Origin of the sequence: Streptomyces sp. NPDC006463, assembly GCF_042870715.1 — a bacterium.
Classification (GTDB): Bacteria; Actinomycetota; Actinomycetes; order Streptomycetales; family Streptomycetaceae; genus Streptomyces.
This window is the reverse complement of the sequence record NZ_JBIAHP010000001.1, coordinates 59,525-85,364: the sequence shown is the minus strand read 5'-3', so window position 1 is coordinate 85,364 and position 25,840 is coordinate 59,525. Positions and strand designations below refer to the sequence as shown.

At 70.8% G+C, this 25,840-nt stretch carries 25 protein-coding genes and 2 pseudogenes; 11 read left to right on the top strand and 16 right to left on the bottom strand.

Annotation, left to right across the window (positions count from 1 at the left end; genetic code table 11):
• The first annotated feature begins 25 nt into the window (after positions 1 to 25).
• Positions 26 to 895 carry a MurR/RpiR family transcriptional regulator gene (locus ACFYOB_RS00460; protein ID WP_388552383.1) on the top strand — a complete coding sequence of 290 codons (870 nt, stop codon included), beginning with the start codon at positions 26 to 28 and terminating at the stop codon, positions 893 to 895.
• On the opposite strand, the gene ACFYOB_RS00455 is transcribed toward ACFYOB_RS00460, so the two are convergent.
• The 5 genes and pseudogenes from ACFYOB_RS00455 to ACFYOB_RS00435 form a co-directional block, all read right to left on the bottom strand.
• Positions 846 to 1,196: a hypothetical protein gene (locus ACFYOB_RS00455; RefSeq protein ID WP_388552381.1), complete on the bottom strand. Its 351-nt coding sequence runs from the start codon at positions 1,194 to 1,196 to the stop codon at positions 846 to 848. The genes ACFYOB_RS00460 and ACFYOB_RS00455 overlap by 50 nt on opposite strands.
• A gap of 53 nt (positions 1,197 to 1,249) precedes the next feature.
• Positions 1,250 to 1,804: a YbaK/EbsC family protein gene (locus tag ACFYOB_RS00450; RefSeq protein ID WP_388552378.1), complete on the bottom strand. Its 555-nt coding sequence runs from the start codon at positions 1,802 to 1,804 to the stop codon at positions 1,250 to 1,252.
• A 62-nt stretch (positions 1,805 to 1,866) separates the two neighbouring features.
• Positions 1,867 to 2,544: an alpha/beta hydrolase gene (locus ACFYOB_RS00445; RefSeq protein WP_388552375.1), complete on the bottom strand. Its 678-nt coding sequence runs from the start codon at positions 2,542 to 2,544 to the stop codon at positions 1,867 to 1,869.
• A 196-nt stretch (positions 2,545 to 2,740) separates the two neighbouring features.
• Positions 2,741 to 3,103: pseudogene (locus ACFYOB_RS00440) on the bottom strand (alpha/beta hydrolase); the annotation flags it as partial.
• Between the two features lie 593 nt (positions 3,104 to 3,696).
• Complete coding sequence (locus ACFYOB_RS00435) at positions 3,697 to 4,548, bottom strand: GNAT family N-acetyltransferase (RefSeq protein WP_388552372.1); 852 nt, start codon at positions 4,546 to 4,548, stop codon at positions 3,697 to 3,699.
• Positions 4,549 to 4,719: 171 nt separating this feature from the next.
• On the opposite strand from ACFYOB_RS00435, the gene ACFYOB_RS00430 reads away from it, so the two are divergent.
• Both ACFYOB_RS00430 and ACFYOB_RS00425 read left to right on the top strand, forming a co-directional pair.
• The gene (locus ACFYOB_RS00430) at positions 4,720 to 5,316 is read left to right on the top strand and encodes a GNAT family N-acetyltransferase (RefSeq protein ID WP_388552369.1); all 597 of its coding nucleotides are present in this window, start codon (positions 4,720 to 4,722) and stop codon (positions 5,314 to 5,316) included.
• A gap of 280 nt (positions 5,317 to 5,596) precedes the next feature.
• Positions 5,597 to 6,652, top strand: a complete 1,056-nt coding sequence (locus ACFYOB_RS00425; RefSeq protein WP_388552367.1) for a CorA family divalent cation transporter — start codon at positions 5,597 to 5,599, stop codon at positions 6,650 to 6,652.
• Between the two features lie 42 nt (positions 6,653 to 6,694).
• On the opposite strand, the gene ACFYOB_RS00420 is transcribed toward ACFYOB_RS00425, so the two are convergent.
• From ACFYOB_RS00420 to ACFYOB_RS00410, 3 genes are all read right to left on the bottom strand, one after another.
• Positions 6,695 to 7,897 (bottom strand): FAD-dependent oxidoreductase, encoded by a 1,203-nt coding sequence (locus ACFYOB_RS00420; protein WP_388552364.1) that lies wholly within the window; start codon positions 7,895 to 7,897, stop codon positions 6,695 to 6,697.
• Positions 7,898 to 8,062: 165 nt separating this feature from the next.
• On the bottom strand, positions 8,063 to 8,494 hold the full coding sequence (locus ACFYOB_RS00415; protein ID WP_388552361.1) for a VOC family protein: 432 nt from the start codon (positions 8,492 to 8,494) through the stop codon (positions 8,063 to 8,065).
• Positions 8,495 to 8,748: 254 nt separating this feature from the next.
• Positions 8,749 to 9,099, bottom strand: a complete 351-nt coding sequence (locus ACFYOB_RS00410) for a hypothetical protein (RefSeq protein ID WP_388552358.1) — start codon at positions 9,097 to 9,099, stop codon at positions 8,749 to 8,751.
• Between the two features lie 193 nt (positions 9,100 to 9,292).
• Between ACFYOB_RS00410 and ACFYOB_RS00405 the strand changes: the two genes are divergently transcribed.
• Positions 9,293 to 9,430, top strand: coding sequence for a hypothetical protein (locus ACFYOB_RS00405; RefSeq protein WP_388552355.1), 138 nt, complete (start codon positions 9,293 to 9,295; stop codon positions 9,428 to 9,430).
• A gap of 106 nt (positions 9,431 to 9,536) precedes the next feature.
• Entirely contained in the window at positions 9,537 to 10,745 is a 1,209-nt protein-coding gene (locus ACFYOB_RS00400; RefSeq protein WP_388552353.1) for a hypothetical protein, read from the top strand.
• Positions 10,746 to 10,755: 10 nt separating this feature from the next.
• Here ACFYOB_RS00400 and ACFYOB_RS00395 read toward each other — a convergent pair whose 3' ends face one another.
• Positions 10,756 to 11,721 (bottom strand): glycosyltransferase family 2 protein, encoded by a 966-nt coding sequence (locus ACFYOB_RS00395; protein ID WP_388552350.1) that lies wholly within the window; start codon positions 11,719 to 11,721, stop codon positions 10,756 to 10,758.
• Between the two features lie 398 nt (positions 11,722 to 12,119).
• Between ACFYOB_RS00395 and ACFYOB_RS00390 the strand changes: the two genes are divergently transcribed.
• Complete coding sequence (locus ACFYOB_RS00390; RefSeq protein ID WP_388552347.1) at positions 12,120 to 12,557, top strand: hypothetical protein; 438 nt, start codon at positions 12,120 to 12,122, stop codon at positions 12,555 to 12,557.
• 240 nt (positions 12,558 to 12,797) lie between these two features.
• Here the strand turns inward: ACFYOB_RS00390 and ACFYOB_RS00385 are convergent, their stop codons facing one another.
• Both ACFYOB_RS00385 and ACFYOB_RS00380 read right to left on the bottom strand, forming a co-directional pair.
• Positions 12,798 to 13,571, bottom strand: a complete 774-nt coding sequence (locus tag ACFYOB_RS00385; RefSeq protein WP_388552344.1) for a CAP domain-containing protein — start codon at positions 13,569 to 13,571, stop codon at positions 12,798 to 12,800.
• Between the two features lie 506 nt (positions 13,572 to 14,077).
• Positions 14,078 to 15,139 carry an Lrp/AsnC family transcriptional regulator gene (locus ACFYOB_RS00380; RefSeq protein WP_388552341.1) on the bottom strand — a complete coding sequence of 354 codons (1,062 nt, stop codon included), beginning with the start codon at positions 15,137 to 15,139 and terminating at the stop codon, positions 14,078 to 14,080.
• Positions 15,140 to 15,243: 104 nt separating this feature from the next.
• Here ACFYOB_RS00380 and ACFYOB_RS00375 point away from each other — a divergent pair, with 104 nt between their 5' ends.
• Positions 15,244 to 15,633, top strand: coding sequence for a VOC family protein (locus ACFYOB_RS00375; RefSeq protein WP_388552338.1), 390 nt, complete (start codon positions 15,244 to 15,246; stop codon positions 15,631 to 15,633).
• Between the two features lie 151 nt (positions 15,634 to 15,784).
• Positions 15,785 to 16,246 (top strand): DoxX family membrane protein, encoded by a 462-nt coding sequence (locus ACFYOB_RS00370; RefSeq protein ID WP_388552335.1) that lies wholly within the window; start codon positions 15,785 to 15,787, stop codon positions 16,244 to 16,246.
• Between the two features lie 8 nt (positions 16,247 to 16,254).
• Here the strand turns inward: ACFYOB_RS00370 and polX are convergent, their stop codons facing one another.
• Together polX and ACFYOB_RS00360 are read right to left on the bottom strand one after the other, a co-directional pair.
• Positions 16,255 to 17,970, bottom strand: a complete 1,716-nt coding sequence (gene polX, locus ACFYOB_RS00365) for a DNA polymerase/3'-5' exonuclease PolX (RefSeq protein ID WP_388552332.1) — start codon at positions 17,968 to 17,970, stop codon at positions 16,255 to 16,257.
• A gap of 227 nt (positions 17,971 to 18,197) precedes the next feature.
• On the bottom strand, positions 18,198 to 18,500 hold the full coding sequence (locus ACFYOB_RS00360; protein ID WP_388552329.1) for a hypothetical protein: 303 nt from the start codon (positions 18,498 to 18,500) through the stop codon (positions 18,198 to 18,200).
• 178 nt (positions 18,501 to 18,678) lie between these two features.
• Between ACFYOB_RS00360 and ACFYOB_RS00355 the strand changes: the two genes are divergently transcribed.
• Entirely contained in the window at positions 18,679 to 19,311 is a 633-nt protein-coding gene (locus tag ACFYOB_RS00355) for a hypothetical protein (protein WP_388552326.1), read from the top strand.
• Positions 19,312 to 19,327: 16 nt separating this feature from the next.
• Here ACFYOB_RS00355 and ACFYOB_RS00350 read toward each other — a convergent pair whose 3' ends face one another.
• On the bottom strand, positions 19,328 to 20,236 hold the full coding sequence (locus tag ACFYOB_RS00350; protein ID WP_388552323.1) for a LysR family transcriptional regulator: 909 nt from the start codon (positions 20,234 to 20,236) through the stop codon (positions 19,328 to 19,330).
• 49 nt (positions 20,237 to 20,285) lie between these two features.
• Between ACFYOB_RS00350 and ACFYOB_RS00345 the strand changes: the two genes are divergently transcribed.
• Complete coding sequence (locus ACFYOB_RS00345) at positions 20,286 to 21,095, top strand: NAD(P)-dependent oxidoreductase (protein WP_388552320.1); 810 nt, start codon at positions 20,286 to 20,288, stop codon at positions 21,093 to 21,095.
• 25 nt (positions 21,096 to 21,120) lie between these two features.
• Here the strand turns inward: ACFYOB_RS00345 and ACFYOB_RS00340 are convergent, their stop codons facing one another.
• Positions 21,121 to 22,743: an alpha/beta hydrolase gene (locus ACFYOB_RS00340; RefSeq protein ID WP_388553953.1), complete on the bottom strand. Its 1,623-nt coding sequence runs from the start codon at positions 22,741 to 22,743 to the stop codon at positions 21,121 to 21,123.
• Positions 22,744 to 22,990: 247 nt separating this feature from the next.
• Here ACFYOB_RS00340 and ACFYOB_RS00335 point away from each other — a divergent pair.
• A pseudogene (locus ACFYOB_RS00335) lies at positions 22,991 to 23,152 on the top strand (capsule biosynthesis protein CapD); the annotation flags it as partial.
• Between the two features lie 116 nt (positions 23,153 to 23,268).
• Here ACFYOB_RS00335 and ACFYOB_RS00330 read toward each other — a convergent pair.
• On the bottom strand, positions 23,269 to 25,740 hold the full coding sequence (locus ACFYOB_RS00330) for a CehA/McbA family metallohydrolase (protein ID WP_388552317.1): 2,472 nt from the start codon (positions 25,738 to 25,740) through the stop codon (positions 23,269 to 23,271).
• Positions 25,741 to 25,840: the final 100 nt, after the last annotated feature.

Below are 25,840 nucleotides of genomic sequence, written 5' to 3'. Positions count from 1 at the left end.
GGCGTGTCGCGTAACATTTGTCACCATGGCGACTGACTCGGTGAAGGTGCGTCTCGGCGAGATGTATCCGCAGCTGCCCCGCGGCGAGCGGGCCATCGTGCGCGTCCTGCTGGAGGACTATCCCTTCGCTGCGCTGGGGCCGTTGCGGACGTTGGCGGACCGTGCACAGGTCAGCCCGCCGACAGCGTCCAGGCTGTTCCGGCGGTTGGGTTTCGACGGGTTCGCGGAATTTCAGGCCGTGGTGCGTGCGGACGCGCGGGAGCACGAGCGGTCGCGGCTGCGAGAGTTCGTCACGACGTCACCGGAGGACGAGCCGCCGAACGTCAACCGGGCGGCGGAGGAACTGCGCGCCGGACTGGACAGCGCTCTGTCGGTGGTGAACGAGCCGCTGCTCTCCCTCATCGCGGGTCTCCTGGCCGACGGCGAACGGGTGTGGGGGCTGGGTGGCTCGCTCAGCGAACTGGCGGCCGACTACCTGGTCCGTCAGCTGGCGGCCCTGCGTCCAGGCGTGGCCCGCGTTCCGGACACCCCGGCGGCCCGGGCCCGGGTGCTCGTCGATCTGGGCCCATCGGACCTGATCGTGGCCTATGACTTCCGCCGCTACGCGGACAGCACGGCCAGGTTCGTTCACGCGGCCCGCTCACGCGGTGCCCGGCTGATCCTCGTCACCGATGCCTGGGAGTCCCCACTCGCCGAACAGGCGGAGGTCCTGGTCCGGTTGCCCCGCGAAGCCGCCGGCCCCATCGCGCCGCTCACCCACGAAGTCGCCGTCACGGAACTCATCCTCGTCGCGGCGGCCGCGCTCATGGCCGACTCGGCCCGACGGCTCGAAGCACTGGATGAACTCACGGCGGAACTGACACCGGAGCCGCGGGGCAGCAGCACAGGCTCCTGATCGAAGCGCAAGCCTGATCGTTGACGCGGTGCTGCTCACCGCCGTGTCGCTGTCGCTGTCGCGGCGCCAGATCAGTGAGCGGGCAGACGGACGTCGGGCCGGTGACCGGGATGCGGCGCAGGCCGTGGCCGACGGGCTCGGCGGCGGCCTCCTGGAACTGCCACGCGTCCGCGACGACGAAGGCGGCGCATGCGGTCAGCACGTTCGCCACGTGGCTCGCGTGCGACGCGTCCGTCGTCGGTGCGGCCGCGATCGGGCTGTTCGGCCCCGCGACGACCGGCTTGCCGATGCGGTCGGCCATCTGCTCTCAGCCGCAGGGATCCTGGCAACCTCGCCGCTCCACCGGTCGGCGCGTCAGATGGCGAGTCCTTCGAGCAGTTCGGCGCCGGGGAGCTCCGCGAGCAGTTTCCCGGGCGCGATGAGCTTCCCGCGGCGGCGCCCGCTGCCGATCAGTACGTACGGCATGTCACGGACTGCCGCGTCCACGAGCAGCGGCCAGTCGTCGGGCAGCCCCAGCGGGGTGATGCCGCCGTACTCCATGCCCGTCACCTCCACGGCCGTCTCCATCGGGGCGAAGGACACCTTGCGCGCCCCCAGGTGACGCCGGACGGCGCCGTTCACGTCGACCCGGCCGGCGGAGGGCACCAGGCAGGCCGCCAGGGTGGTCTGGCCGCCGCGCTTGGCGGCCACCACCACGCAGTTCGCGGACTGGTCCAGCAGCTCCTGCCCGAAGTGCGCCACGAAGTCGGCGGTGTCGGCGATGGCCGGGTCGGTGTCGACGTAAAGGATCTGCCCGGCGGGTACGTCTCCCTGCCAGCCGGCGACCGCTCGCGCCACGGGTGGGTTGAGCTCGGCGAGACAGTCGGGGGCGGGCACGGCGTTGTCGAATGGACCGATGGGAGCGCGCATGCCGGCACGCTAACACCGTCAGCGGAGCCGTCCGCACGTCCCGTTGACATCGGGCCTCCCGGTCACTTCGGGACGATCGTGAACGATTTCGGCTTGACATCGGCCGCGCAGCTGGTGTCGGGCTCGCTGGGGCGGGCTAGGAACGAGGCCAGCACGCGTTGCGCGCAGGGCGATTGGGGAACGACGAAGTGCCCGGTCCCGGGGATCTGCACGACGGTCGAGCGGGACAGGTCACGCGCCGTACGGGCCCCCCAACTCGCCCCGGTCTTCCCGTCGAACGTCCCCGAGACGATGAGCGTCGGCACCGAGCTGACGGCCGCCACCCGTTGGGAGGCGGTCCGGTCGGGAACGTTCCGGACACGGCACACCTCGTGCTGGAAGGGGAGCTGCGGTGCCTGGGCGAGGACCGTGTCCGGCCAGCCGGGGAAGGCCATGCGGCCGGCGTCCGACACGTCGGACTTTCCGTGCCCCGGCACCCATTCGCTGCACGCCACCGACTGCGTCAGGCCGAACGCGGTCTCGCCGACGACGGGATTCGCCCCGGCGGCGCGCGCCCGCGCGAAGCGCTCCGGACGTCCGCGGGCGAGCCCGTCGAGGGCCGCCGGGACATCGGCGGCCGGGACGGCGTTGCCGACCAGCAGGTTCACCAGCGCCGCGCCGTCGAGGACGACCTTCACCGGCTTCCCGCCACCCGGAGGAGCGGCGTTGAACGTCAGCGGCCGCGCCTCCAGTCGGCGCACCTGCTCGTGAGCGTACGGGCGACTTCGGGATAGCGGCTCTTGCAGCCCGGCTGCGCCTGGCACGCCCGCAGGATGGTGCCGATGCTTCCCGGGCGCTGATCCACGTCCACGGCAGGCTCACGGTCTGCGGAGGCGTGACCGAGTCGAGTGCCACCGAACGGATTTTCTGGGGGTGCTGACGCAGGTAGGTGAGGGCGAGGTCGGTGCCGTAGGAGTACGCGTAGACGTTCCACTCGCGGATATCGAGCGCGGTGCGCAGATCGGCGAAGTCCGCCGCGTTCTCGGCGGTGTTGTAGGCGCTCAGGTCGGTGCCGTCGGTCGTGAGGCGGTCCCGGCACTCCTTCGTCGCGCGCAGCAGGAGCCGCTGGGCGGACGGATCGTCGTAGCGGCGGCCGACAGCCTGCGCGGAGGACCGGTCGATCTCCGGGCAGGCGAGGTTCGGCTGTGAGTGGAGGTTCCCGCGCTGGGCCATGATGATCAGCTCACGGCCGTGGTTCAGACCGGCGTCGACGAGGAAGGGGATGTCACCGAACGCGTCGCCTCCGGGACCACCTGCCATGTACACAACGGGGTCCGCGGCCGGTTTCGCCGACGTGCCCGGAAGGGCCGCGACGGCCAGCCGGACGATGCGTCCGGCTGGGCGGGCGCGGTTCTCGGGGACCTCCAGGAAGCCGCACCGTGCGTCGTCGAGTGCGGCGACCGGCTCGGACGTCTTGGGGCAGGGGCCGGGCACGAACCGTGCCGTGGACGTCTCGTCGCTCCAGGCCGTGGCTGCGCGGGCACCCTGTGCCGCTGTGCTGCTCGGTGCCGGGCCGACCCCCGCCAGGAGGACCAAGGCAGCTGTGGCGGCGGCCCTGTTCATCCCGGAGAACGTGCCGACGGACCGCCGTCCGGGGTCCCCCGGTTCCGGTGCGGATGACCAGCCGTCGTCCGGACTTCTGCCCTTCGGTCTGGTGCTGTGGTGTGCCGTGTGATCGCGTCCCTCTGCCGGCAACCACGGCTGCCCGACCGGCAGGGGCCGTAGTTCGGGCGGATCGCACCTATTGGACGATACCGGGCGCCTCGAACGCGCGCACACGGGCAGACGGAACACCTGGTGGGGGCGGGTGCAGTGCGGGCCGGGCGGCTCCGCACTGCGTGCCAGAGCTAGAGCTAGAGCTCGATCGAGCGGAACTCGTCCAACACGGCGAAGCCGGTGCTGTCGTACAGGCTCATCGCGACCTCGTTGCCGCCGAAGACGTTGAACATCATCGCCTCGTCGCCGCCCTGCCGGGTTGCCCACTCGCCGACGGCCATCGCAGCCCGGCCGTAGCCCTTGCCGCGGTGCTCCTTGTAAACCTCCAGCGAGAAGCCGAAGGTCACGCCTGGCAGGAAGCCGTGGTTCACCCAGCCGGTGCCGACCACCCGGCCGTCGGCCTCCAGCGCGTAGAACGCGTGCCCCGGGGTCAGGTATCCCTGCGGGAGGTGGCGCGCGAAGTCCCGGTCGGACTTTTCCTTGGCCTGCTCCGGGGTCAGAGCTCCGGCCCGGACGATGTCCGCGATGTACGCGGCCTCCTCACCGGCATACCAGCCCGGGTACTCCTCCTCGGTGAGCCGGCGAACCGTCAGGCCCGGTGGCAGCTCGGGCTGCTCGGCCGCGGCACGCATCCGGTTCTGTCCCCGTACCGGATAATCGGCGAACGCTCCCGCTCCGCCGGTGAGCCGGACCTCCACCCGCTGCGCGCCGTGCTCGGCGCACCACCGCTCTGCCCACTCGCGCCCCTGGGGCACCGTCAGGTCGTGGATCCGGCCCACGGTCGCCCCGTTGTCCTCCGTCACCCCGACCGCGATCCACCCGGTGCCGTCCGTGGCCACCGTCCAGTCGTCGATTCCCTTCAGCGCCCGCTCCAGCAGGGCCTGGGCCAATGGTTCCGAACACCCCGCAGCCCGGTACCCGGCCAGCACCCGCTCCTCGAACCCACCTCGCCACGCACCGTGGCCGGAGACGATCTGTATCTCGTTCATCCACCCACCCTAGGCAGTGGCACCGACAGAGCCGCCCCATTTCCGGTGGTCAACGCTCCCTCCACTCGGGATGATGCGCCCGATCCCGGCTTCAGCCGGGTCCTCGGACGGCGACGGGCGATCGCCTCAATTCGCTGGTTCTTCCGCTCCGTGGGCCCGTAGCATCCGCCCGTGACTGAGAACGAGTTGGAAGACGCGGCCAGGGCATCGGACCGACGAGTGACATGCTGGCGCGGAAGGACCGTCGGCCTCGCACCACTCGACGCCGAAGACGCCGATCTGATACACGGCTGGAGGTCCGACCCGGTCGCAGCCCACGAGATCGGATTCTGGCCACGCTCCCTGTCCTCGCTCCGCGAGCGCATGGAGCGAGACAGGGATGATCACGAGCGGGACGACTTCATGGTCCTGCTGCCCGACGCTACGCCGATCGGCCACATCGCCCTGACCAACCAGGACATCGTCGAGGGCACGGCAGAGGTCTTCCAGGTGATGGATCCGCAATACCGCGGGAAGAGCTACGGCACCGACGCCCTGGACGCCCTGACCGACCTCGCCTTCGGTGAACTGCCCATGCAGCGCCTCCAGGCAGTCACCCACACCAGCAACACAGCCGCGCTCAACGTCCTGGGCAAGGCGGGATTCGTCCACGAGGGAGTGCGCCGCTCGGCCTGCCTGCACCGGGGGCGCCGCCTCGACGTCGCCGTCCTGTCCCTGCTCCGTGCCGAGTGGGAGGCATTGGAACGCCCGAGGTCTTGGGACCTCTGACGGGTGCCGTCGGCGGCGGATGAGGGCGTGCCCGCTCGTACGAGGACTGCGGGGCGGCGGGTGTCACCCGTACGCCGTCGAAGCGGCGTTACTCTCCGGAGACCTGTCGAGACCGACGGTGACGCCGCCCGGCTCTCGGTGAGCCGGAGGGTGATGGGGCCGCACGCGAGGACATTCCGGATGAGTCGGAGGAGCATCTAGTGATGTGAGGCCTGTACGGCGCGCTACGCCGCCGGTGGGCAAGAGTGGCGCACCCCGGCCGACCGTGAGGAGGATGGCCATGATCGTCGACTGCGCACACTACCGGGACGGGCGTCGGCAGGACGAGGGCGCGATGCCGCTGGAGCAGGCCGCCGCCCGCTGCAGGCAGGGCGGATTCGTGTGGCTGGGCATCTTCGAACCGGGGCCGGAGGAGCTGGCCCGGGTCCGTGAAATCTTCGGCCTGCACGAGCTCGCCGTCGAGGACGCCCGTACCTTCCACCTGCGGCCGAAGGCCGAGCAGTACGAGGACGGCACCGAACTGATCATCCTGCGCACGGCACGCTACGACGACGAGCGCGAGGAGATCGACACCGGCGAGATCAGCATCTTCCTCGCCGAACACTTCGTGATCACCGTCCGCCAGGGCATCGCGAGCGAGCTGCACGGTGCCCGAAGCCGACTCGAAGGCCGCCCCGAACTGCTCAAGACCGGCAGTGCCGCCACGCTGTGGGCGATCCTCGACCAGGTCGTCGACAGCTACGCTCCCGTCGTCGGCGAACTCGAACGCGACATCGAGCAGATCGAGGCCACGGTGTTCTCCGGGGCGATCGCCCAGACCGAACGGATCTACTGCCTGCGCCGCGAGGCCACGGACTTCTACCGCGCCGTACACCCGCTGCTCGCCGTGCTCGCCCGGCGGCTGCAGCCCGGCAAGTCACCGCCCGCGCTCCTGCCGTACTTCCGGGACGTGCACGACCATCTGCTGCTGGTCAATGAGGAGGTCGCCGCCCAACGCGACCTTCTGACCACTGTCCTGGAAGCGAACATCGCGGTGATCTCCGTCGAGCAGAACAAGATCAACCTTCGGCAGAGCGCCACGATGGAGAGGCTCACGATCCTCGCGAGCGTGTTCCTCCCCCTGTCCTTCGTGGTCGGCTTCTTCGGGCAGAACTTCGCGTGGCTCGCCAGCCACATCAGCAGCTTCACGGCGTTCCTCACCCTCACCGTCGTCGGACTGCTGCTGCCGTGCCTGATGCTCTACGTCTGGCTGCGCCGACGGCGCAGCCAGCCCGCACCGCCGATGCCGGAAGTGGGTAACACCGTCCCGAGAGCCCCGGCAGCCTTCACGAGGTGACGACGACCGATCACTTCGATGGCAGACCCCAGCGGGTCCCTGCTACCCGGGGAGGCGGAAGCCGTTGAAGAGGTCGTCCATGCCGCGCAGGGCAATGCGGGCGGGGGTGGCGCGGACGGCGAGGTCGCGGGCCGCCACCGCGAGCGGGTTGCGGAGGGCGCCCAGGCGGCCGACCCGGCGGGCCCGGACGCGCACGGCGTCGGTGCGGTCGCGGCGGGCGGCGGTGTACGCGTCGAGGGCGGCCGGGACGAGGTCCGTGCCGTCCCCGTCGCCTCCGTCGGTTCCTCCGCCGTCTCCGGCGGGAAGCAGGTGGGCGAGGACCACCGCGTCCTCGATGGCCTGGCAGCCGCCCTGGCCGAGGTTTGGGGCCATGGCGTGGGCGGCGTCGCCGAGCCAGGCGATCCGGCCGTGGTGCAGGCGTGGGAGCGGGGCAGCCAGGTCGTAGAGGTCGTTCCGGAGCACGTCGGCGGGGTCGAGGCGACTGACACGGTCCAGCAGGGCCGGAATCGGGTCGTGCCACGAGCCGAAGCGGTGCCGGAGTTCGGTGCGAGGGTCGGCTGACCGGGTGCCGGCCGGGACGATCGCGGTGGCGTAGAGGTACAGCCGGCCGTCGGAGAGCGGTGTCACGCCGAACCGTTCGCCCCGCCCCCATGTCTCGCTCATGTCAGGTATCCGCAGGTCCGGGGCATCCACAATGGTTCGCCAGGCCGTCTCGCCGATGTAGTGCAGGCCGGGGTGGGCGGGGAAGTACGCGCGGCGCAGCGGGCTGTGGATGCCGTCGGCGGCGACGACCAGATCGGCGGGAAGGTCCGGGCCGCCCGCCGTACGGACGGTCGGGCGGCCCGCGTCGTCGTCGACGGCGGTCACCTCGGTGCCGTAGCGAAGGGCCTCCGGCGGAAGGGTGGCTGCCAGGGCGGCGGTGAGCGCCGGGCGGGGGACGGCGATCGGGGCCATGCCGTAGCGGGCCGCCATGTCCGCGGTGTCGGTCCGGGTGAGCCACTGGCCGTTGGAGCGGCGTACGCCCATCGCTGTGGGTACGGCGCTGCCTGCGGCGCGGGCGGCGTCGACGCCTATGGCGTCGAGTGCGCGCAGGGCGTTGGGGGCGAGGCCGATGCCGGCGCCGGTGACGGAGGGTTCGGGGGCGCGCTCGCAGACGGTGACGTGCCAGCCGCGCCGGTGCAGTGCGATGGCGGCCGTGAGACCGCCGATTCCGGCCCCGACCACCACCGCGTGACGTTGTGTCATGGAACGCCTCTCCGTTCGGTTCGGGCGATCCCTACGGCTGAAGCGCCCTCACTCCACAACTGTAGAGATGGCCCCCGCCCTGACGACCGCCGCACCCCGAAGCAGCCCGCTACCGACGCATGGGCGACAGTCTCAGACGACGGGAGCGGCGGGCGTCGCTGTCCGCTAGCGGTCGAAGTCGGGCAAGATCAGGGAGCCGTCCTCGGCCAGGGTGAAGCCGGGGTTGTGGGCGATCTCCCAGGCGTGGCCGTCGGGGTCGGTGAAGACACCCGAGTAGAAGCCGATCGCGTTGACGGCGGCGGGCCGGGTGACGGTGCCGCCGGCCCGGGCGGCAGCGTCGAGGACGGCGTCGACCTCGGCGTCCGTGCGCACGTTGTGAGCCAGGGCGATACCGCCGAAACCGGTCGCCTTGGCGTCGGCAAGACCGCAGTCGGCAGCCAGTTTCCGGCGGTCCCACAGCACCAGGGCCAGACCGCCCGCCTGGTGGAAGACCGTCTCTTCGACTTCGGTGCCGCGCCACCCCAGCGCCGAGTAGAAGCCCTTGGCGCGGGTGAGGTCCGCGACGCCCAGGGTGACCAAACTGATCCGCTGTTCCATCGTGCCACCGTAAGGGCCGGGCACGGCCGCGCACGGCAGGCAGGCGGGGCCTCACCGCGTGGCCGGGAGGGAGGGGGACTGCGTCGCCTCGCCGCTGGGCCGGCTCACGCCTCCGCCCAAGTGCGCAGCAAGGCCTCCCGCACGTGAGGCTTCGGTGTACCTTCCAGGCCGTGCTCACGGCCCCACACCTCAAGGGCCTGCGGCCTCGCGGTTCCCGCCACGAAGCGCCCGAGCAGGTCCTGCGAGAGTGCTGCCTACTCGGCGCCGTACCCTCCGGCCGCCGCCGAGTACACCGTCACCGCCTCCGGCCCGTACTCCGTCTCCAGCCGCAGCGTCATCTCGGGCGGCCCCTCCCCGAGGAAGATGCCGGCCGCGGCCGAGACCACCGACCCGAAGAGTTTCGACGCGAGGCCCGGCCGACTCTCGACGGGCACGGCTTCGACGACCGCGGAACGCAGTCCTTCCCAGGTCCACGTCCGGGAGCCGTCGGGGTCCACGGCTTCCAGTCCGCCCGCGGTCAACCTGACGCAGCTCCCGATGGCGGTCGGCGGCGATCCCACGTACGCCGCGTCCGGAGCCACCCAGAACAGTCCGACCATCGCCACGGCCCATTCCCGCCTTCGTCTCTCCGGCAGGGGCCAGGTGAGCCCCGCGCGCCACCCGTACCGCCCGACCGGAACGGAACCGCGCAGACACGCCGGGGCGCGTCCGGTAAGGCGGGTGTGCTGGCGCCAGGACAGGAGGAACCACGGTGGCTCCGTCGGCAGGCCCGCAGCCCGGCCGTAGGAGCACTTCCAGATGCAGCTCCACGAGGCGTTCGCCAAACTGATCGTGAAGCTGGGCACCGTACCGGAGGTCGTCGAAAAGCCCGCAGCCATCGGGACTCTGCCGTCGGCTGTGGTCCGGGGAGACGAGCGCGGAGCTGGAGATGAGTGAATTCCCATGTCCGTGCGCTCCTGTATCGACAGCGAGGCCGGGCCCGCGAGCACTTCTGGTGACACGCCCGTGATCGGCACGGCTCCTGATGCCTGACGCCGCACCGGTGGAACCCAACCGGCCGGAGCGTCGCGATTGGCGCCGTGGCTTGCTGCCGCCAGCCGTCGCCTGGCTGATCGCGAACCTCGTCACCTGGCTGGTCGCGAAAGAATCCGTTGCCGGCGACGGATCCAAAGTGGCCTATTGGTCCACAGCTGCTCGCCATCGCTGGGATTCCGGACACTACCTGTCCATCGCCAAGACCGGTTACGAAATGTTTTGGTGCCGGGATCGCTACGCGAACTTTCCCGATGTCATGTGCGGAAATGTTGCCTGGTTCCCCGGATACCCCATGTCGGTCCGGGTGGTTTCTGCCAGCGGGCTTTCCTATGAGACAGCTGCTGTTGTCGTCACTGAAATGTCTCTGTTCGGCATGTTCGCGGTGTTGTGGTGGTTGCTCGGCGCCCGGCTCACCTGGGCCACCGGTCTCACCCTCGCCATCGGTACGGTATTCCCAGGTGGTATCTATCTGCATGCGATGTTCCCGATCGCCACCGCAACGCTGGCGCTGCTCGTCTGTATCGTCGGGCTGCGGCGCGGATCCTGGGGAATTGCCGCTGCCGGTGGTTTCGTGGCGACCTCCTGTCATCCTGTCGGCGCCGTCGCTGTCGGCATGCTGATCTTGAGCGCGTTCTTCGCGTGGCAAAGGGACACGCGGCCGATACGGTTCGCGAAGGCCGGGTCGTCAGCAGCTATCGCCGGCTGCGGCGTGCTCTGGGCGAAGTGGCTGATGTGGCAGGCGACAAGCCACTGGGACGCGTACGAGACCATCCAGCAATCAAGTTACGGGCAAGGTGGCCTGCGTCAGCCCTTCGACGAGATGCGGATGGCCTACGGTTTTCCGTTCAGCGACTGGTACAGGCCCAAAGCGCACTTGCCGTGGCTGGTGGAGCACAGTCTGGCCGCGCACAGGACCCAGCTCTGGCTGAATATCGCCTTCATGCTGCTCGTGCTGGCGACGGCCGCAGTGCGACTCGTCCGGAACCGTCGGCTCGACGTCGCGGAGTGGGCCGCCTTGATTTTGACTGTAGAAATCTTCTGGCTGCCGTTCTTCGCCGGCGCGGAAATGTCATGGTATCGCAATCATGCGCAAATGTTTGTCGGGCTCGTGCTGGTCAGGCGCATGTCCCGATGGATTCAGGTGCCGCTGCTGATGTTTTGCGCGATCCAGTACGTCTTTTTGGGGGCGATGTTTTTCGCCGGCGTGCTCGTGTGACTGGCGATCTTCATTGCTGTTCTTCGTCCGTGTCGCGAGCGACGAAATAGGTGGGCCGGGCCTGGACGGCAGTGTAGATGCGGGCCACGTACTCGCCGAGCATTCCCAGGCAGAAGAGCTGAACAGCACCGAAGAACAGGAATGTGATAATCAAGGAGGTCCAGCCGGGCGGGGTGCTGCCCGTGGCGTAGACAGTGAGGGTCCAGGTGAGAAAAGCGAGGCAGACGAGGATGCTGATGGCGCCGATTGCCGTGGCCAGGCGCAGTGGGGCTGCCGAGAAGCTGGTGATGCTGTCCAGTGCCAATAGGGTCATTTTGTGCAAGGGATATTTGGTGGTGCCGGCCGCTCGTTCTCCGCGCTGGTATGTGATCTGTCCGGAGGGGAAGCCGAGCGAAGGGATGAGCAGACGATAGATCTGCTGCTGGTCGGGAAGGGTTTTGAGGGTTTCCACGACAGGGCGGGACAGCAGGCGGAAGTCGCCGGCCTCGGCGGGGACGAAGGAGCCGGCCAGGCGGCGCATGAGCCAGTAGTAGACGGCGGCTGTTCGGCGTTTGAATCCGGTGTCGGTGGAGCGGTCGGCGCGGACGGCATAGACGATGTCCAGACCATCTGCCCGGGCCAGGGCGAGCATTTCGGGGATGACTTCCGGCGGATCCTGAAGGTCTGCGTCGATGCTGATCACATAGGCGCCGCGGGCACGGCGCAATCCGGCGGTAAGGGCGGCTTGGTGGCCGCTGTTCCGCCGGAGGGTCACGACGCGCAGCTGGGCCCACTCAGTGCGCAAATCTTCCAGCAGACGGGGAGTCTTGTCGGTCGAGCCGTCATCGACGGCGAGGACCTCGTACGGTTCGCCGCACCCGTCCAGGACCGGCCGGAGCCGGGCCGCCAGAACGGGCAGGACCTCTTCCTCGTTGAAGACGGGAACCACGATCGACAGAGCGATCGATCTCCGGCGTGTGTCATACACAGCACTCATGATGTGGGAAGCGCCTGAAGCCGGCATTTTGGGAGACCGGCGAAATCGCCCGCATCGCGGCCGCGAAGGCCGACGGGACCATCGTGAGGCCGAGCTGCCTGTGAAGGGCAGGGCGGGCAGGGGCCCGCGGACGGCACGGGTGCACTGATGAGCCCGGTGTGCCGGCTCCGGCGGGGCGAGGTCTTCTCGGCGGTGCCCTGCGGCAGCCTTATACCAAGATCGGTTCTGGACGTCTAGTCACGTGTTCAAGTGGCGTGACGCACATCCCTCGGCAGGGTTTATTTGAAGCACGCCCTCACCGGGGAATCCCCGGAGGAAATGAGGTCGAAATATTATTCCGGCCCGTTTCCCCGGGGCGGTACAGAACCCCTCTTCTTTACACCGAATGGAGAATTCCCATGTTCGAGCTCTTCTCGACCCGTCGTGTCGTTCTGGCCGGAGCTTCCCTGGCGCTGGTGAGTGGCGGTATCGCCCTGCCGGCAACCGCGATGGCCGCCACGGCCGCCGCCCCGCAGCAGGTTGTCTCCCTCGCCCACAGCGACGACAGCGCCGACGGCATCGGTACCGGCGGTGAATCCAACGCCGAGAACACCACGGTCGGTGGTACGGCCACCGGTGGCGCCGCGAACTCCGGCGTCGGCAACTGCAAGGGCAAGTGCGTGATCACCACCGGCAGCGCCACCGGCGGCAACGCCAGCGCCGACGCCACCAACCTGGGCGACGCCACGTCCGTCGGCGGTGACGGCAGCGGCAAGGGCGGCACCGTGAGCAAGGTCAACAAGCAGGTCATCAAGAACCAGATCAAGCAGGACCTGAAGGCGAAGCTCGGTAAGTGAGGGCACTGACAGCCCCGCAGCCCCCGGGATCCCGTCCCGGCGAGCCGCCCCACGCAGCAGATGCCGGAGAGGCCCACAGCCTCTCCGGCATCTGCTTGTACGAAGGGCGAGGTAGTTGCAGGGCTCGGCCGAGCACCTGCCAGTGATCCGTCCGCGCCATGTGGCGCACTCAGGCGATGGACACGTCTCCGCGAGATGCGCCGACCGGTTCGTCGCCGCACTCGGGCCGGGCGGTCGATGTCAGCGGGCCGCGCCGAAGTCCTGGGTCCAGTAGGAGTTCGGCTGTGCGAGGCCGACGCCGATCTCCTTGAACGCGCAGTTGAGGATGTTCTGCCTGTGCCCAGGGCTGTTCATCCAGCCGATCATGACCTGCTCGGGCGTGCTGTAGCCGTAGGCGACGTTCTCGCCGTAGGTCATCCAGGCGTAGCCGGCGCGGGTGATGCGCCCGCCCGGGTCCGAGCCGTCGGATCCGGTGTGCGACATGTTGGAGTGCGCGGCCATGTCCTTGCTGTGGTTCAGCGCGGCAGCCGTCAGCTTCTCATTGACGGTGAGGGCCGAGCACCCGGCCTTGGCGCGCTCCTTGTTCACGAGGGCCACCACCTCGGCGGCCGGGCCGGAGGGCGCAGCGGTCGGCGGGCTCGGCGGCTTCGTGGCGACCGGGGGCGTCGGCCGGGCCGGGGCCGGAGCCGGGGCAGGCTTGGCGGACTGCGTTTGGCTGGGCGGCTGAGTCACCGCGGTGGAGGGCTTCGCCGTCTGCGGATCCTCCGTCGGCTGCCCGGGCGGCTCGGGCGTCACGGTCGGGGTGGCCACGGGTGCCGCCTCGTTCTGGATCGACGCGACGGGCGTGGGCGCGATGGGGGAGGCGGGCGCGTCCTGCCTCTCGGAGGCCCTCGTCGTAGCCGTCTCCTGGGCGTCCCAGCACGCGATCGCGGCGGTGGGTATGCCCACGATGCCCAGGGTGACGGCGGCGATCGATATCTTCTTGTACTGCTTCCTCTTGCGGTGCTTCTGCATACGTGGCCTCACTTGGTTTCTGCGAAGCGTCCTGCGCCTGAGCTGTCCGAACGCCGGGCGGGCCGCCATTCTTAAAAGCCCTGGAACGGGCTGGCAAGTTTCGCCGCCGGCACGTGCGGCGGCGCCGTGCGACGGACTTGAAATGGGCGGACAGTCATGCTCGCCGCGCGCTCGGCGGGCTGCGTGAAGCAAGTAGCGGCCATCAGAAACACCTGTGACGTGGCAAGTTGCAGTGGGTCGCCCCATTCCCTGACGTGCTCATTACGGTGGACAGGGGGAATGTCGACCCCGGTTGGACAAATCTCGACATGTCGGTGAGCCCTTGGTGGACGTAATGCTTCCGTGACCCGCCAAGTCGCTGTGATGCATGTCACTGTTTCGTGTGGAACCGGAGGTGCTGCCAAGGGTCGCGCCCTGCACCCCGGCCCAAGGGGTGGCGGCCCGGCCCACCGCTGCCCGCAACAGGGTGATGTAGCGGCCCCCACGGCCGGCCGCCGGCCCGCGGGTCAGTGCCGCTGTTCGCGTCCCGGACCGTACCGTCCCGTGCCGCGCCGTTCCGGCCGGTCCGCCATCGCCGGCACGAGGAGCGGTCCCGCCCGTTTTGCGCGGCGCTGGACCAGCGCGGTCTCCATGCGGCCAATGCCCGGCAGCGCGGCCAACTCGTCGGCCAGGTAGTCGTAGAGGGCACCGGTGTCACGACACTGGACCATGGCGAAGACCGCCGCCCGGCCCGTGGTGACGGCGGCGAAGGCGACCGCGTCATGCCGTGACAGCGCCTGCGTCACCTCGACCAGCGAGGCCGGCGCCACCTCCAGCCACAGCAGCGCCTCCACGGGGAAGCCGAAGTGGGACGGGTCCACGTTCACCTCGAAGTGGAGCACGCCGGCGGCCCGCAGTCCGGCGACGCGGCGGCGCACGGTCGAGGCAGACCAACCGGTGACGGCGGCCAGCCGTACCACGTCCGCCCGGCCGTCCCGGGCCAGTTCGCCGGCGAGCCGTGCCTCCGCCTCGCCCCAGCCCGACGCTTCATCGGGCGCTCCCTGGTCGCCCGGTGGTTCCGGCGCGGGACTGAGCAGGGCCGCCTGCTCGAACGCCTCCAGCGCGCTCGTCCGGCCCGCCCAGCCGCCGACACCGGCAACCTGGCGCAGCACGCAGCCTGCCTCCACATCCCGTACCCCCGGGGTTCGGAGCAGATGGTCGAAGAGCGCGCGCCCGCCGTCCGTACCCGAGGCCGGAGTGCGGACCATGCAGGTCAGCCGTGTTCCGCCGACGAGCGGAGCGATCCACGAGGTGTCGTCCCGCTGTGCGAGGGCGGCGGTGAGCGCGTCGGCGGCGTCAGGCGTGCAGTCGATGCGGACGAACCAGTCGAGCATGCCGATCCGCCGACTGTCGACGAGCCCGACGACCCGGACAACCAGGGCCGACCGCAGCCGGTGGTAGCGGCGGGCGACGGTGCGCTCCGGGACCCCGAGCACGGTGGCGATCCTGCTGAACGAGGCGCGCCCGTCGATCTGCAGAGCATGGATCAAACGGCGGTCCAGCGCGTCGAGCGTGACCGATTGCGTCATGACAGTGCATCGATGCGTCTGATTGCGTCCATTGCGGCGACTGTACAGCGCACACGGGAGTACCGGACAGGACGCTGATGACGACCGAACGAGAAAGGCAGACCATGTTGACCGTCCTTCCCATCAGGTACGTGGCCGACGTCGAGGCGTCCCGGGACTTCTATGCCGGGCTGGGGCTCGCCGTCCGGCAGGAGCCCGGCGCGGCCGTCTGGGTCCGGCTGACCGCAGCTGCGGGCGCCGTCGGCGTCCACGCCGCCGCCGTCTCGCAGGGGCGGCCGCCCGGCGCCACCGAACTGGGCTTTGCAACGGACGAGCCGCTGGAGGAGGTCGCGCAGCGGCTCCAGCGGAGCGACTACCCGTACGAGCTCGTCGAGGAGAACTTCGGCCGCAGCATCCGGGTCACCGACCCGGACGGGGTCGTCGTGCAGATCCAGCAGATCGACCCGGACACCGTCCGCCGGTCGACCGAGGCCATGACCGGCGACCGCGCCTGACCGGGGCCCGGCAGACACCGAGAGCACGGGGACTCGGCTGCCACGGCCGTCACGGCGTGCCCCGTGCCCCGGGAGTACCCGGCCGCACCCGGCCGCCCCGCATTTCCGATGAGACCCGCCGTCGTCATCGTCACGCAAGGGAGGTCCTGACATGGAACCGCTCGTCACACTCGTCACCGTCACAGGCCTGCTGCTGCTCGCCGGGGCGCTCGGCGCCGTCCGGTTCCGTCGGCCGACCGTCGCCCTCAGGGGCGGTCTGGCGGCCATGTTCGCGCTCACCGGGGCTGCGCATTTCGTCGGGATGCGCGAGGAGATGATCGCCATGGTGCCACCGGCCCTGCCGGCCCCCGAGCTGCTCGTCACGCTGACCGGCGTCGCCGAACTCGCCTGCGCGCTGGGGCTGCTGTGGTCGCGGACCGCCCGGGCCTCGGCCGCCGTACTCACCGCGCTGCTGGTCCTGATGTTCCCCGCCAACATCTACGCCTCCGGCGGCGATGTGCCCTGGTGGGACCGGCTCGGCCCCCGGACGGCCATGCAGTCCCTCTTCCTCGCGGCCACCGTGACCGTGCTGGTCCGCCACGGCCGGGCGGTCGCGGGGACCGCGCGGGGGTGAGCGCAGGGTCAGGGGCGCAGGAACCGGCGCAGCCGGGCCAGCGGCCATGCGTTGATGACGTCGTCCTTCGTCAGCCAGCCGCGCTGGGCGGTGCCCACCCCGTAGCGCACGTACGGCAGGTGGGTGGGGGAGTGCGCGTCGGAGTCCACCGCGAAACGCACCCCGAAGCGCTTGGCCCGCAGGATGTCCTCGTCGCACAGATCGAGCCGCTCCGGGTGCGAGTTGACCTCCAGGGCGGTGCCGGTCCGCGCGCAGGCCCGGAACACCTCGTCGAAGTCGGCCTCGATGCCCGGCCTGCGGCCGATCCGGCGCGTGGTGGGGTGCCCGATGACCTGCACGTACGGGTTCTCGCAGGCCCGCACCAGGCGACGGGTCTGCGCGCGCGGGTCCAGCCCGAAATGCGAATGCACCGAGGCCACGCACAGGTCGAAGCCGGCCAGGAACGCATCGGGCCAGTCCAGCTCCCCGTCGGGGCCGATGTTGAGCTCCGTGCCGTGCAGCAACCGCATGCCGTGGTGCGCCCCGTCCAGAGCGCGCACCTGCTCCCGCTGGGCGAGGACCTTCTCGTCGGTCATCCGCTGCATGAAGAGGTTCGGGGCGTGGTCGGTGACGGCGTAGTACGCGTACCCACGCGCGGCCGCGGCCGCCACCATCTCCTCGAGCGGTGCCAGACCGTCGGTGAGGTCGGTGTGCGTGTGCAGGTCACCCCGCAGGTCGCCCTCCTCCAGCACCACGGGCAGCTCGTCGCGCAGCCCGGCCGCGATCTCCCCCCGGTCCTCGCGCAGCGTCGGCGCGATCCACGGCAGGCCGAGCCGGGCGTAGATCTCCTCCTCCGTCCCGGAGGCCAGCCGGTCACCGCTCTCGGCGTCGAAGAGCCCGTACTCGGAGAGCTTGAGCCCGTGCCGTACCGCCAGCTCCCGGGTGCGTACGTTGTGTGCCTTCGACCCCGTGAAGTACTGCATGCCCGCTCCCCAGGACTCGGGCGGCAGCACCCGCAGATCCACCTGGAGCCCGCTCGTCGTGCGGACGGAGGTCTTCTTCGCGCCGTGCGCCAGGACCTCCGCCGTACCGGGCAGCCGCACGAGGGCTTCCATCACCGGGACGGGCCGCTCCGACGCCACCAGCACGTCGATGTCGCCGATGGTTTCGCGCATCCGCCGCAGCGACCCGGCGTACGAGCACCGTACGACGCCCGGAACCGACGAGAGCTCACCGGTGATCTGCTCCGCCATCTCGGTCGCGGCGCCGATGAGGATGCGGCTGCCCGCCTTCTGCATCAGCGAGATGCCGGCGAGGATGTTCTCCTCGCTCTTCTCCCCGAAACCCCGCAGGTCGCGCAGCCGCTCCGTGTGGATCGCGTCGAGCAGCTGGTCCACCGTGGAAATTCCGAGCCGCTCGTGGAGCAGCATGGCGCGCTTCGGGCCGAGCCCCGGGATCCGGGTCAGCTCCCGCACGCCCGCCGGGACGGCCGCCCTGACCTCGTCGATGGCCGGGACGCGGCCGGTGCGCAGGTAGTCCAGTACCTTCTCGGCGATCGACGCGCCGACGTTCGGGATCTCCTTGAGCCCCTTCGCGTCGAGTTTCGCGACATCCAGTGGACTGCCCCCGATGGAGCGGGCGGCCTTCTCGTAGGCGCGCACCTTGAAGGCGTCCCCGCCGCTGATCGCGATCAGGTCGGCGTACTCCTGGAGCAACGCCTCGACCTTGTCGTTGACCCGGGTCATGTCTCCAGGGTGCCCCCGGCCGCGGAGAGCCGCATGCAACCCGGGAACGCTGACGCTAGAGCACGGCACCGGTGCACGCACTTCAGGCTGACCGGGGCCATCCGGAAGGGGCGCCGGGCTCCCGCACGCCCTCGACCAGGTAGTTCCCGGATGCCGGAAAGGGTTGAACGTTCCGGTCCGTGCCGGTCCCGCCGGGCGCGAGCGGACCGCTGCATCACCTGCGGAGTTCAGAGGCCGGTCGGCTCCGCGAGCATGTCGTCGACGATGTGCAGCCGGGTTTCCGGGAAGCGCTCCGCGATCGTCTCGGTCATCATGGCCGCTCCCTGCGGATCCGGCATCGCGCACTGTTCGCGGGTCTCCGAGTCCGGCCACCGCGCGTAGGCCACCCACGTGCCGTCATCCGCCTGGTGCAGGCGCGAGCCGTAACTGCCGCACTGGGAGTGGATCGCCGCCGTCACCCGGTGCCAACCATCGACGAACAGTTGCTCCTTGCCTTCCTGGAGGCGCCATCGATAGACCACTGCGAACATTCCGGGATCCCCCTCGTCTCGATACTCCTCGGCAGACGATAAGTGGTCGCCTCAAGTGGCTTGACCAGCGGGCCTGCGCCGGTCAGACCGGCGACCCGGTGATCATGAAGGTCGGCACGTGAGGGAGAATCCGGGTGGCCGGACACGCCGGCCCGAACGACGAACAGGAGCAGGTCCGTTGACCGACGAGGGGCGCGAACAAGCCCAGGAGTTCTTGCGACCGGGGGAGCGGCTCATCGCCTCGTGCTCCTTCGAACTCGGGCCGGGCGTGCCGACTCCTCCCGAGTCGCTGCTCGCCCCGCCGGAGCCGTCCGCGCTCCAGCGGCGGATCGAGGGGAGGCTGCCCGGGCCGCTGAGGCAGCTGGTCAGGGCCCGCGCGCTCGACCCCCGCCGGTCGAGGCCGGCTGCCGCGGCGGACGCGATCGACCGGATGCCGGACGCGGTGGACAACCTCGGCACGCGGCTGATGCACGGCAAGAGCATGGAGGGCGGCTGGCAGAGTGCGGCCGGGCACTTCGTCATCGGCCGGGCCAACGCGCGCGGCTCGGTCACGGGCGTACTGGCCGTCACGGACAGGCGCTGGTTCGGCCTGAGCGACGTCTCCCAGCTGTGGCAGATGACACCGGTGATGAAGCAGTCCTGGGAAGCGCCCCGGTCGGCCGTCTCCGCCTTGCGCGCCAACCCGACGGGTGTGCTCCAGAAGGGGCGCATGGACATCGAGTTCACGGACGGCTCCTGGGTCGCCCTTGTCGCCTCGGTACCCCGGAACGCCGCAGGTTTCGTCGAGGCTGCTGCCCGCTACCCGCGCTAGGCGGTCTTCACCCGGCTCAGGACGCCAGCCCGCGCGCGGCCTCCTTCAGGAGGGCCAGGAAGGCCAGGGCTGCTGGGGAGGGGGCGCTCCCGCGCGCGGTGGCCGCGTAGACCTGGCGGCGCGGGGTGTCGTCCGGATGCAGAGGGACGAGAGCGAGGTCGGCCCGCACGGAGGAGGCGGCGAGCGCCGGGATCAGGGTGACGCCGAGCCCGGCCGCGACGAAGCCCTGCTTGGCGATCCAGTCGGCTGCGACGAAGCCCGTCCGGGGCCGGAAGCCCCCCTCCAGCGCGGAGCGCATCAGGGTCTCCTCGGGGCGGGTGCCGCCCGCGATCCACTCCTCGTCGGCCAGTTCGGCCAGTCGCACGTCGGTGCGCCCGGCGAGCCGGTGGCCGGGCGGCAGGGCCACGTACATCCGCTCGTCGAGCAGGTGGTGAGCGGTGCAGCCCTGTGGCGGCCGCCCGGAGGTGTCGGCGACGACGGCGAGATCGAGGTCCCCGGCGGCGAGGAGGGCCAGGTGCTTGGCGGAGGGGCCCTCGGTGCGGGTGACGGCGACGGCGGGGTGGCGGGTCCGGAAGGCGGCGAGCGCGCGCGGCAGCAGCGCGGCGTCGGCGGTGGAGAAGGCACCGATCCGCAGCCGCCCGGCGCCGAGGGTGCGCAGGGCGTCGAGTTCGGCGCGGGCGGTACGCAGCCGTTCGCCGACGGCCTCGGCGTGCGGGAGCAGGATCCGGCCGGCCTCGGTGAGGCGCACCCCACGCGGAAGGCGTTCGAAGAGCGGGGCGCCCCACTCGTCCTCCAGGACCTGTATCTGCCGGGAGACCGCGGACTGGGTGTAGCCGAGGGAGCGGGCGGCGGCGGTGAAGGAGGCCAGGCGGGCCACGCGGAGGAAGACCTCGTACAACTCATGCGGTGTGGGCATGGCAGCCATGCTAGACATTCGCTTGTCGCATGCCAGGGCGCGAGCCTAGCGTCGTCGCATGAACACTGCGAAGAAGGTCGCATTCCTCGGCCTCGGCCACATGGGCGCACCGATGGCCCGTCACCTGCTCGCCCAGGGGCACGCGTTGACGGTGTGGAACCGGACGCCGGACAAGGCGGAAGCACTGGTGGCGGCCGGGGCGGAGGTCGCCGCCACGCCCGCCGGTGCGGTCCGCGACGCGGAGCTCGTCGTCACGATGCTGGCCGATCCGGCGGCCCTGCGGGCCGTCTCCGACCCCATCCTGTCGGACTCGGCGGCCCTGCGGCCCGGCGTCCACTGGATCGACACCTCGACGGTCGGGCCGGACGCGGTGCGGGCGCTCGCGGGGCGGCTGCCGGCGGGCGTGACGCTGACCGACGCGCCCGTGATGGGAAGCGTGGACCGGGCCGCCACGGGACAGCTGTGGGTGCTGGCGGGCGGCGACCCGCTGCCCGGCCCGGTCCGCGAACTGCTGAACGCCCTCGGCGAGGTCACCGTGTGCGGCCCGGTGGGCTCCGGTGCCGCGCTCAAGCTGGTGCTGATCAACGCGGTGGTCGGCGGAGTCGGACTGGTGGCGGAGGCCCTGAGGCTGGGTCAGGTCCTGGGCCTGCCGCAGGAGCTGGTCCGCGCCGAATTGGCCCGCGGACCGCTGGCCGGCGCGGTGGCCCGTACGTACGCCGACGCCTCCCACTTCCCGGTCGACCTGGCCGCGAAGGACGTGGCCCTGGCCACCGGCCACGCCCCGCTCCCGATCCTGGAGGCGGTGCACGCCACGCTCACCGCCCGACCGGACCTCGCGGACCAGGACCTCTCCCGCATCAGGCCCTAGACGTGGCACGGGTGCTCAAAGGCGCTCAGCGGAGGGCGGGGATCACATCGCGCGTCTCGTCGACCTCGATGCCGGCAGTGTGGCGTCCGAGCGATTCGGGGGGTGTCTCGTCCGCACAGACGGTGCCCCGTGCGGGCAGCGCCAGGGTGGCGAGGTAGTCCGAGACCAGGGTGCTGACGCAGGCGCTCCGGTTGTACGCGGTGTGTCCTTCGCCGGCGAAGGTCAGCAGCCGTCCGTTGTCCAGCGTCCCGGCGAGGGCCACGGCATCCTGGTACGGGGTGTCCGGGTCCCCGGTCGTGCCGAGGACCAGGATCGGCGCAGAACCGGCCGCCCGGTAGGAGCCCTCGAAGCGGCTCGGGCGCTCCGCCGGCCACTGGGCGCAGGTGGGCGCGTGGTTGTGGTCGTAGGTGGGCGGCCCGAGGCCGATGGGGGGTCCCAGCAGCGGAGCGGCGGAGACCTCGGCACTGACCAGCGCGCCCAGGAGCAGCGGGCTGGTCGGATAGACGCGGTCGGCGCATTCGACGGCCATGTTCACGTTGAGGAAGTCGAAGGAAGCGGGCGAGGGCGGGTTCAGCAGGAACGAACCCTGGTGCGCCTGGGCCGCCCGCAGGGCCTGTCCGAGTTCGGGCCAGATCACCTTGCCCGCGTTGATGTTGAACATCAGGCGGTAGGCGAGGGTGTAGCCGGTGGCCGGGCGTCCGCTCGCGGTGATGACGGGATCGGCGTCCAGCGCCCGCTTGAGCTGTTCGAAGGCCTGCCGCGGCCGACCGTCGCCGAATCCGCAGGTGGTGGCGTTCTGCGCGCACCAGTCCAGGAACCGGCCGACCGCCGCGTCCAGGGCGACGAACTGCCCGGCGTCGTAGGCGTACGGCACGTCGGCGTAGTGCCGCGGATCGTAGGCCCCGTCCAGGACCATGGCGCGGACGCGTCGGGGGAACTGTGCGGCGTAGACGGTGCCGACGTAGCTGCCGAAGGAACGGCCGTAGAAGGTGAGCGTCTCCTCGCCGAGGGCCTGGCGGAGCAGGTCGATGTCCTTGGCGTTCGAGCCGGTGCCGATGAAGGGCACGAGATCTGCCGACCGTTGCCGACAGGCGGCGGCGAAGTCGAGGCCCTGACGGATGGCGCCCTGCAGGGCTCCCGGGCCGGGTACGCCGCGTGCGGCGTCGACGGCGGCGGAGTACTCCTTGTCGTTCCAGCACTCCACCTGACCGCTGCGCGCCACGCCCCGCATGTCGTACCCGACGACGTCGAAGGCGTCACGGAGGGAGGCGGGGAGCGCGGCGTAGCTGTTACGGGCGAAGTCCACGCCGGAGTTGCCGGGTCCCCCGGGGTGCAGCACCAGGACACCGGTGCGGTGGGCCCGGTCGGCCGCGAGCCGCCGGGTGACCGCGAGCGGGATCGTACGCCCGGTGGGCCGGCGGTAGTCCAGCGGTACCTGGGCGGTCGCGCACTCGAAGCCGTCCCCCGGGGCGTCGGCGCCCGCGCCGTCGCAGGGGCCCCAGGACAGGACGGGAACGGGTGGGGCGGCGAGGGCGGCCGCCGTGGCGGCCCCGCGCGCGGTCCCCAGGAGCGCGGTGACCGCGATCAGGACGAGGGTCGTCCCCCACACCACCCGCTTGCGAGGGCCATCGGCTAAACCGGTCAGCATGTGGCGATCCTCCGTCATGGGCGTCGGGGTACGGGCGACAACGTAGCCGCCGCCCGCCGCCCGCCGCCAGGGGCAGCCGCCGGACGGCTTCGGCTAGCGCTGTGACCGCGTAGGTTCGCCGAGTTGGTGGTCGTGGCGGTCGCATGTGTGGTGACGTCGGCGTACATCTCTGGACGTGCCCAGCCGAGTACGGATGAACGTGCCCATCTGCCGGGACGGCCAGGCGTTTCCTTGACCTGAAGCGTGCCGGGAGGTTGCCTTCGTCGAAATCAGCCGCCGGCAGGCACGCGCACAGATGTCCGCGGTCTTCGGGGCCGACGCCGCGGACGCGGTGCTCGACGTCACGGGCGGAGACGTGAACGACGAGCTGCTGATGGTGCGCGACACGGTTGCACCGTCAACACATTCCGTTGAGCCGCCCGGGCCTGAGCATGTTTCTTTGTACTCAGGTACGCACTTTCAGGAGTACCCCGACACCTCCCGGCGAACCTATGCGGGCACAGTATTAAGGTTCCGGCCACAGCATTAGCCGGCGCTGATGGCCGACACGTGGGTGGTGCCGTCTCGCATGGCGGTGATGCGGACCTGCCCCGCGGGGAAGGGGTCCCTCCCGTTCGGGCCGGGTATCTGCGAGAACGGCGTCCAGGAGCCGTCCGGCTTCCTGACGTTGTGCCAGATCCGCCCGTCGAGCCCGACCGCCACGACCTGGGCGGAGCCGTCGGGCGTCCCCGCGATGCCGATGGCGCTGGCCCCCATGGTGGCGGAGGTGACGCCCCGAGAGGGCCGGAATCCGGTCCAGGAGCCGTCGGGCCTCCGCTGCTGGTGATACACCATCCCGTCGAGCCCGATCGCGAGGACCTGGGAGGAACCGTCGGGCATGCCGGTGATGGCAAGGGCGGGGCCGGAGAACGCCGGGGCCCCGTTGTAGCCGGCCAGGCGCCCCCAGGCCGTCCACGCACCGTCACGCCCGTGAATGCAGTGGTACATGGCTCCGTCCGTGCCGTAACTGAGCAGCTGGGCGGACCCGTCGGGCATGGCGGTGATCGATATCTTCGTCGCACCCCACCGGCCCTTCGCGGCGAAGCCGGGCAGGGCCCGGAAACCGGGCAGTCCGCCGTCGGGGCGGCGCTGCTGGTGGAAGGTGGCTCCGTCCATGGCCGTCACCACGATCTGGCAGGTACCGTCGGGGAAGGCGGCGATGTCCGCCTCCCGGACGGTGAACCCGGTCGAGCCGTCCGGTCCCGCGACGCGCTGCCAGGGCTGGAGCGTGGCCGAACCCCGTACGGCGGTCAGCCACAGACCGTTGTCGGGAGCGATGCCCAGCACCACGACGGAGCCGTCCGCCATGCCGGCCACGGAGCTCTGGACCCCCGCGAACGAGGCGGCGCCGACGGCGGCACCCGGCAGCGGACGCATGCTGCTCCACGACCCGTCGGGGCGGCGCTCGGTGTGGAAGAGCGCGCGCCGCTCGACGTCGTACGGGGGCAGTTGCGCGGAGTAGAACCACACCGGGTTGGTGATGGCCACCAGCTGGTCCAGAGTCGTGGAGGCGGGTTTGGGCCTGCGCACCTCGGCCCGGGCGAACAGGGAGGCCTTGCCCCAGCCGCGCCAGCGCAGCTGCCCCCTGCCGCTGCCGTCGATACAGGTGGCGGCCATGATGCCCCACTCGGTGTACAGCGTGGCGATGCTGTCCGGGGCGCCCGTGACGTCCAAGGTCACGTCGACGGTGTCGAAGAACGAGAGGGGCAGTTCCTCGCCGGGTCCTGCGACCGCACCGCCGCTGCGGGCGGTGAAGTCCACGGTCACGGCTGCGGATTCGACGGCGTACGACCGGCCCAGGCGCAGTGCGTCCAGCACCGCGGGCGTCGACAGGCTGGTGGCGCGCACCACGTTGTGGGGCCGGCCGACGGCGTCCGCGGGGCTGTGGGCGTCGCTGTTGCCCACGGCGGCGACCCGCTTGCCGAGGCAGAGCATGACGTGCCAGGCGGCGATGTTGGCCGCGTCGTCCAGGGTCCACGGTCCGTTCCACACCTCCAGCGCGTCCACGCGGTCGAGGCCGAACTCCCAGAAGGATCCAACGGCCGGAGTGAGCGGATGGGCGGCGATGGTGAGTCCGCCCAGACTGTGCACGCGCCGGGCGTGTCCGTCGAACACCCCTTGGTCCGCGGCGCCGTAGCGCCAGTCCACCCATTCACCCTGGGGCAGGCCGACGGCCAGCCAGTGGCCGTGGCGGGTGGTGACCTCCTCGGCGTTGATGACGAGCAGGTCGGTCGGGACGTTGCCGCGCCATGTCACCCCGGTCGAGCTGGTGTTGTGGTCGGACGTGGCGATGAAGTGCAACCCCTCCTGGCGGGCGGCCGCGACGATCTCGTCCACCGTGCGCTTCCCGTCGGAGTGCACGCTGTGCAGGTGCAGGTCGCCCCGGTACCAGCCGGGTCCCCGCCCGGCCACCGTGGTCGGCAGGTTGTCGTACGGGGTCCGGGGCAGCGGGTCTCCGTGGTGCAGGGTGACGTCGACCTGCCAGGCCATGCCACCGGCGGCGCCGACCATCGGCCCCAGGATGACGGACCAGCCGCCGGGCTCGACGGGCCCGGGCACGTACCCGGGAGTGGCGTCCGCCGCTGAGAGGGAGAACCCGGACCGTTCGCCGCCCGACCAGCCGCGGAAGCCGGACGGGCCGAAGATGCCGAGGTCCAGGATGCCGGCGGCGGCGTCGTGGGAGGTGGAGACGGAGATCCGCTGCACCCCGGCGGGGACGTCGAAGGCGACGTACGCCCACTGGTCGTTGCCGTACGGGGAGCGGCCCTGGTAGGTGGTGGTCACCGCGTCGGTCCCCTGGCGCCTCGTCGCGGCTCGCGCGATGGGTGCGGGAACCAGCGCGGCGGCTCCGCCCGCGGCCAGCAGAGCCCCTAATCGGAGCAGGGACCTGCGCTCGACACCGGGGCCGGGGCCGGGGCCGGGGCCGGGCACGGCGTTCGGGAGGTGTTCACTCGGCACAGCGGTGCTCTCCGTTCACGTGAGGTGGCATGGGAGGCGTGCAGGTGCGAGGACGTACGAAGGCGTGCGGGTGCGGGCGCGGACGGATCCGCACGAAGGT

What these genes read in the sequence shown, in the direction of transcription:
- ACFYOB_RS00450 (WP_388552378.1), bottom strand. Translation starts at nt 1,804, where the DNA reads ATGCGCGCTCCCATCGGTCCATTCGACAACGCCGTGCCCGCCCCCGAC.
- ACFYOB_RS00460 (WP_388552383.1), top strand. Translation starts at nt 26, where the DNA reads ATGGCGACTGACTCGGTGAAGGTGCGTCTCGGCGAGATGTATCCGCAG.
- ACFYOB_RS00385 (WP_388552344.1), bottom strand. Translation starts at nt 13,571, where the DNA reads ATGCAGAAGCACCGCAAGAGGAAGCAGTACAAGAAGATATCGATCGCC.
- ACFYOB_RS00375 (WP_388552338.1), top strand. Translation starts at nt 15,244, where the DNA reads ATGTTGACCGTCCTTCCCATCAGGTACGTGGCCGACGTCGAGGCGTCC.
- ACFYOB_RS00350 (WP_388552323.1), bottom strand. Translation starts at nt 20,236, where the DNA reads ATGGCTGCCATGCCCACACCGCATGAGTTGTACGAGGTCTTCCTCCGC.
- ACFYOB_RS00340 (WP_388553953.1), bottom strand. Translation starts at nt 22,743, where the DNA reads ATGCTGACCGGTTTAGCCGATGGCCCTCGCAAGCGGGTGGTGTGGGGG.
- ACFYOB_RS00390 (WP_388552347.1), top strand. Translation starts at nt 12,120, where the DNA reads ATGTTCGAGCTCTTCTCGACCCGTCGTGTCGTTCTGGCCGGAGCTTCC.
- polX (WP_388552332.1), bottom strand. Translation starts at nt 17,970, where the DNA reads ATGACCCGGGTCAACGACAAGGTCGAGGCGTTGCTCCAGGAGTACGCC.
- ACFYOB_RS00380 (WP_388552341.1), bottom strand. Translation starts at nt 15,139, where the DNA reads ATGACGCAATCGGTCACGCTCGACGCGCTGGACCGCCGTTTGATCCAT.
- ACFYOB_RS00415 (WP_388552361.1), bottom strand. Translation starts at nt 8,494, where the DNA reads ATGGAACAGCGGATCAGTTTGGTCACCCTGGGCGTCGCGGACCTCACC.
- ACFYOB_RS00345 (WP_388552320.1), top strand. Translation starts at nt 20,286, where the DNA reads ATGAACACTGCGAAGAAGGTCGCATTCCTCGGCCTCGGCCACATGGGC.
- ACFYOB_RS00455 (WP_388552381.1), bottom strand. Translation starts at nt 1,196, where the DNA reads ATGGCCGACCGCATCGGCAAGCCGGTCGTCGCGGGGCCGAACAGCCCG.
- ACFYOB_RS00425 (WP_388552367.1), top strand. Translation starts at nt 5,597, where the DNA reads ATGATCGTCGACTGCGCACACTACCGGGACGGGCGTCGGCAGGACGAG.
- ACFYOB_RS00405 (WP_388552355.1), top strand. Translation starts at nt 9,293, where the DNA reads ATGCAGCTCCACGAGGCGTTCGCCAAACTGATCGTGAAGCTGGGCACC.
- ACFYOB_RS00395 (WP_388552350.1), bottom strand. Translation starts at nt 11,721, where the DNA reads ATGAGTGCTGTGTATGACACACGCCGGAGATCGATCGCTCTGTCGATC.
- ACFYOB_RS00435 (WP_388552372.1), bottom strand. Translation starts at nt 4,548, where the DNA reads ATGAACGAGATACAGATCGTCTCCGGCCACGGTGCGTGGCGAGGTGGG.
- ACFYOB_RS00370 (WP_388552335.1), top strand. Translation starts at nt 15,785, where the DNA reads ATGGAACCGCTCGTCACACTCGTCACCGTCACAGGCCTGCTGCTGCTC.
- ACFYOB_RS00360 (WP_388552329.1), bottom strand. Translation starts at nt 18,500, where the DNA reads ATGTTCGCAGTGGTCTATCGATGGCGCCTCCAGGAAGGCAAGGAGCAA.
- ACFYOB_RS00420 (WP_388552364.1), bottom strand. Translation starts at nt 7,897, where the DNA reads ATGACACAACGTCACGCGGTGGTGGTCGGGGCCGGAATCGGCGGTCTC.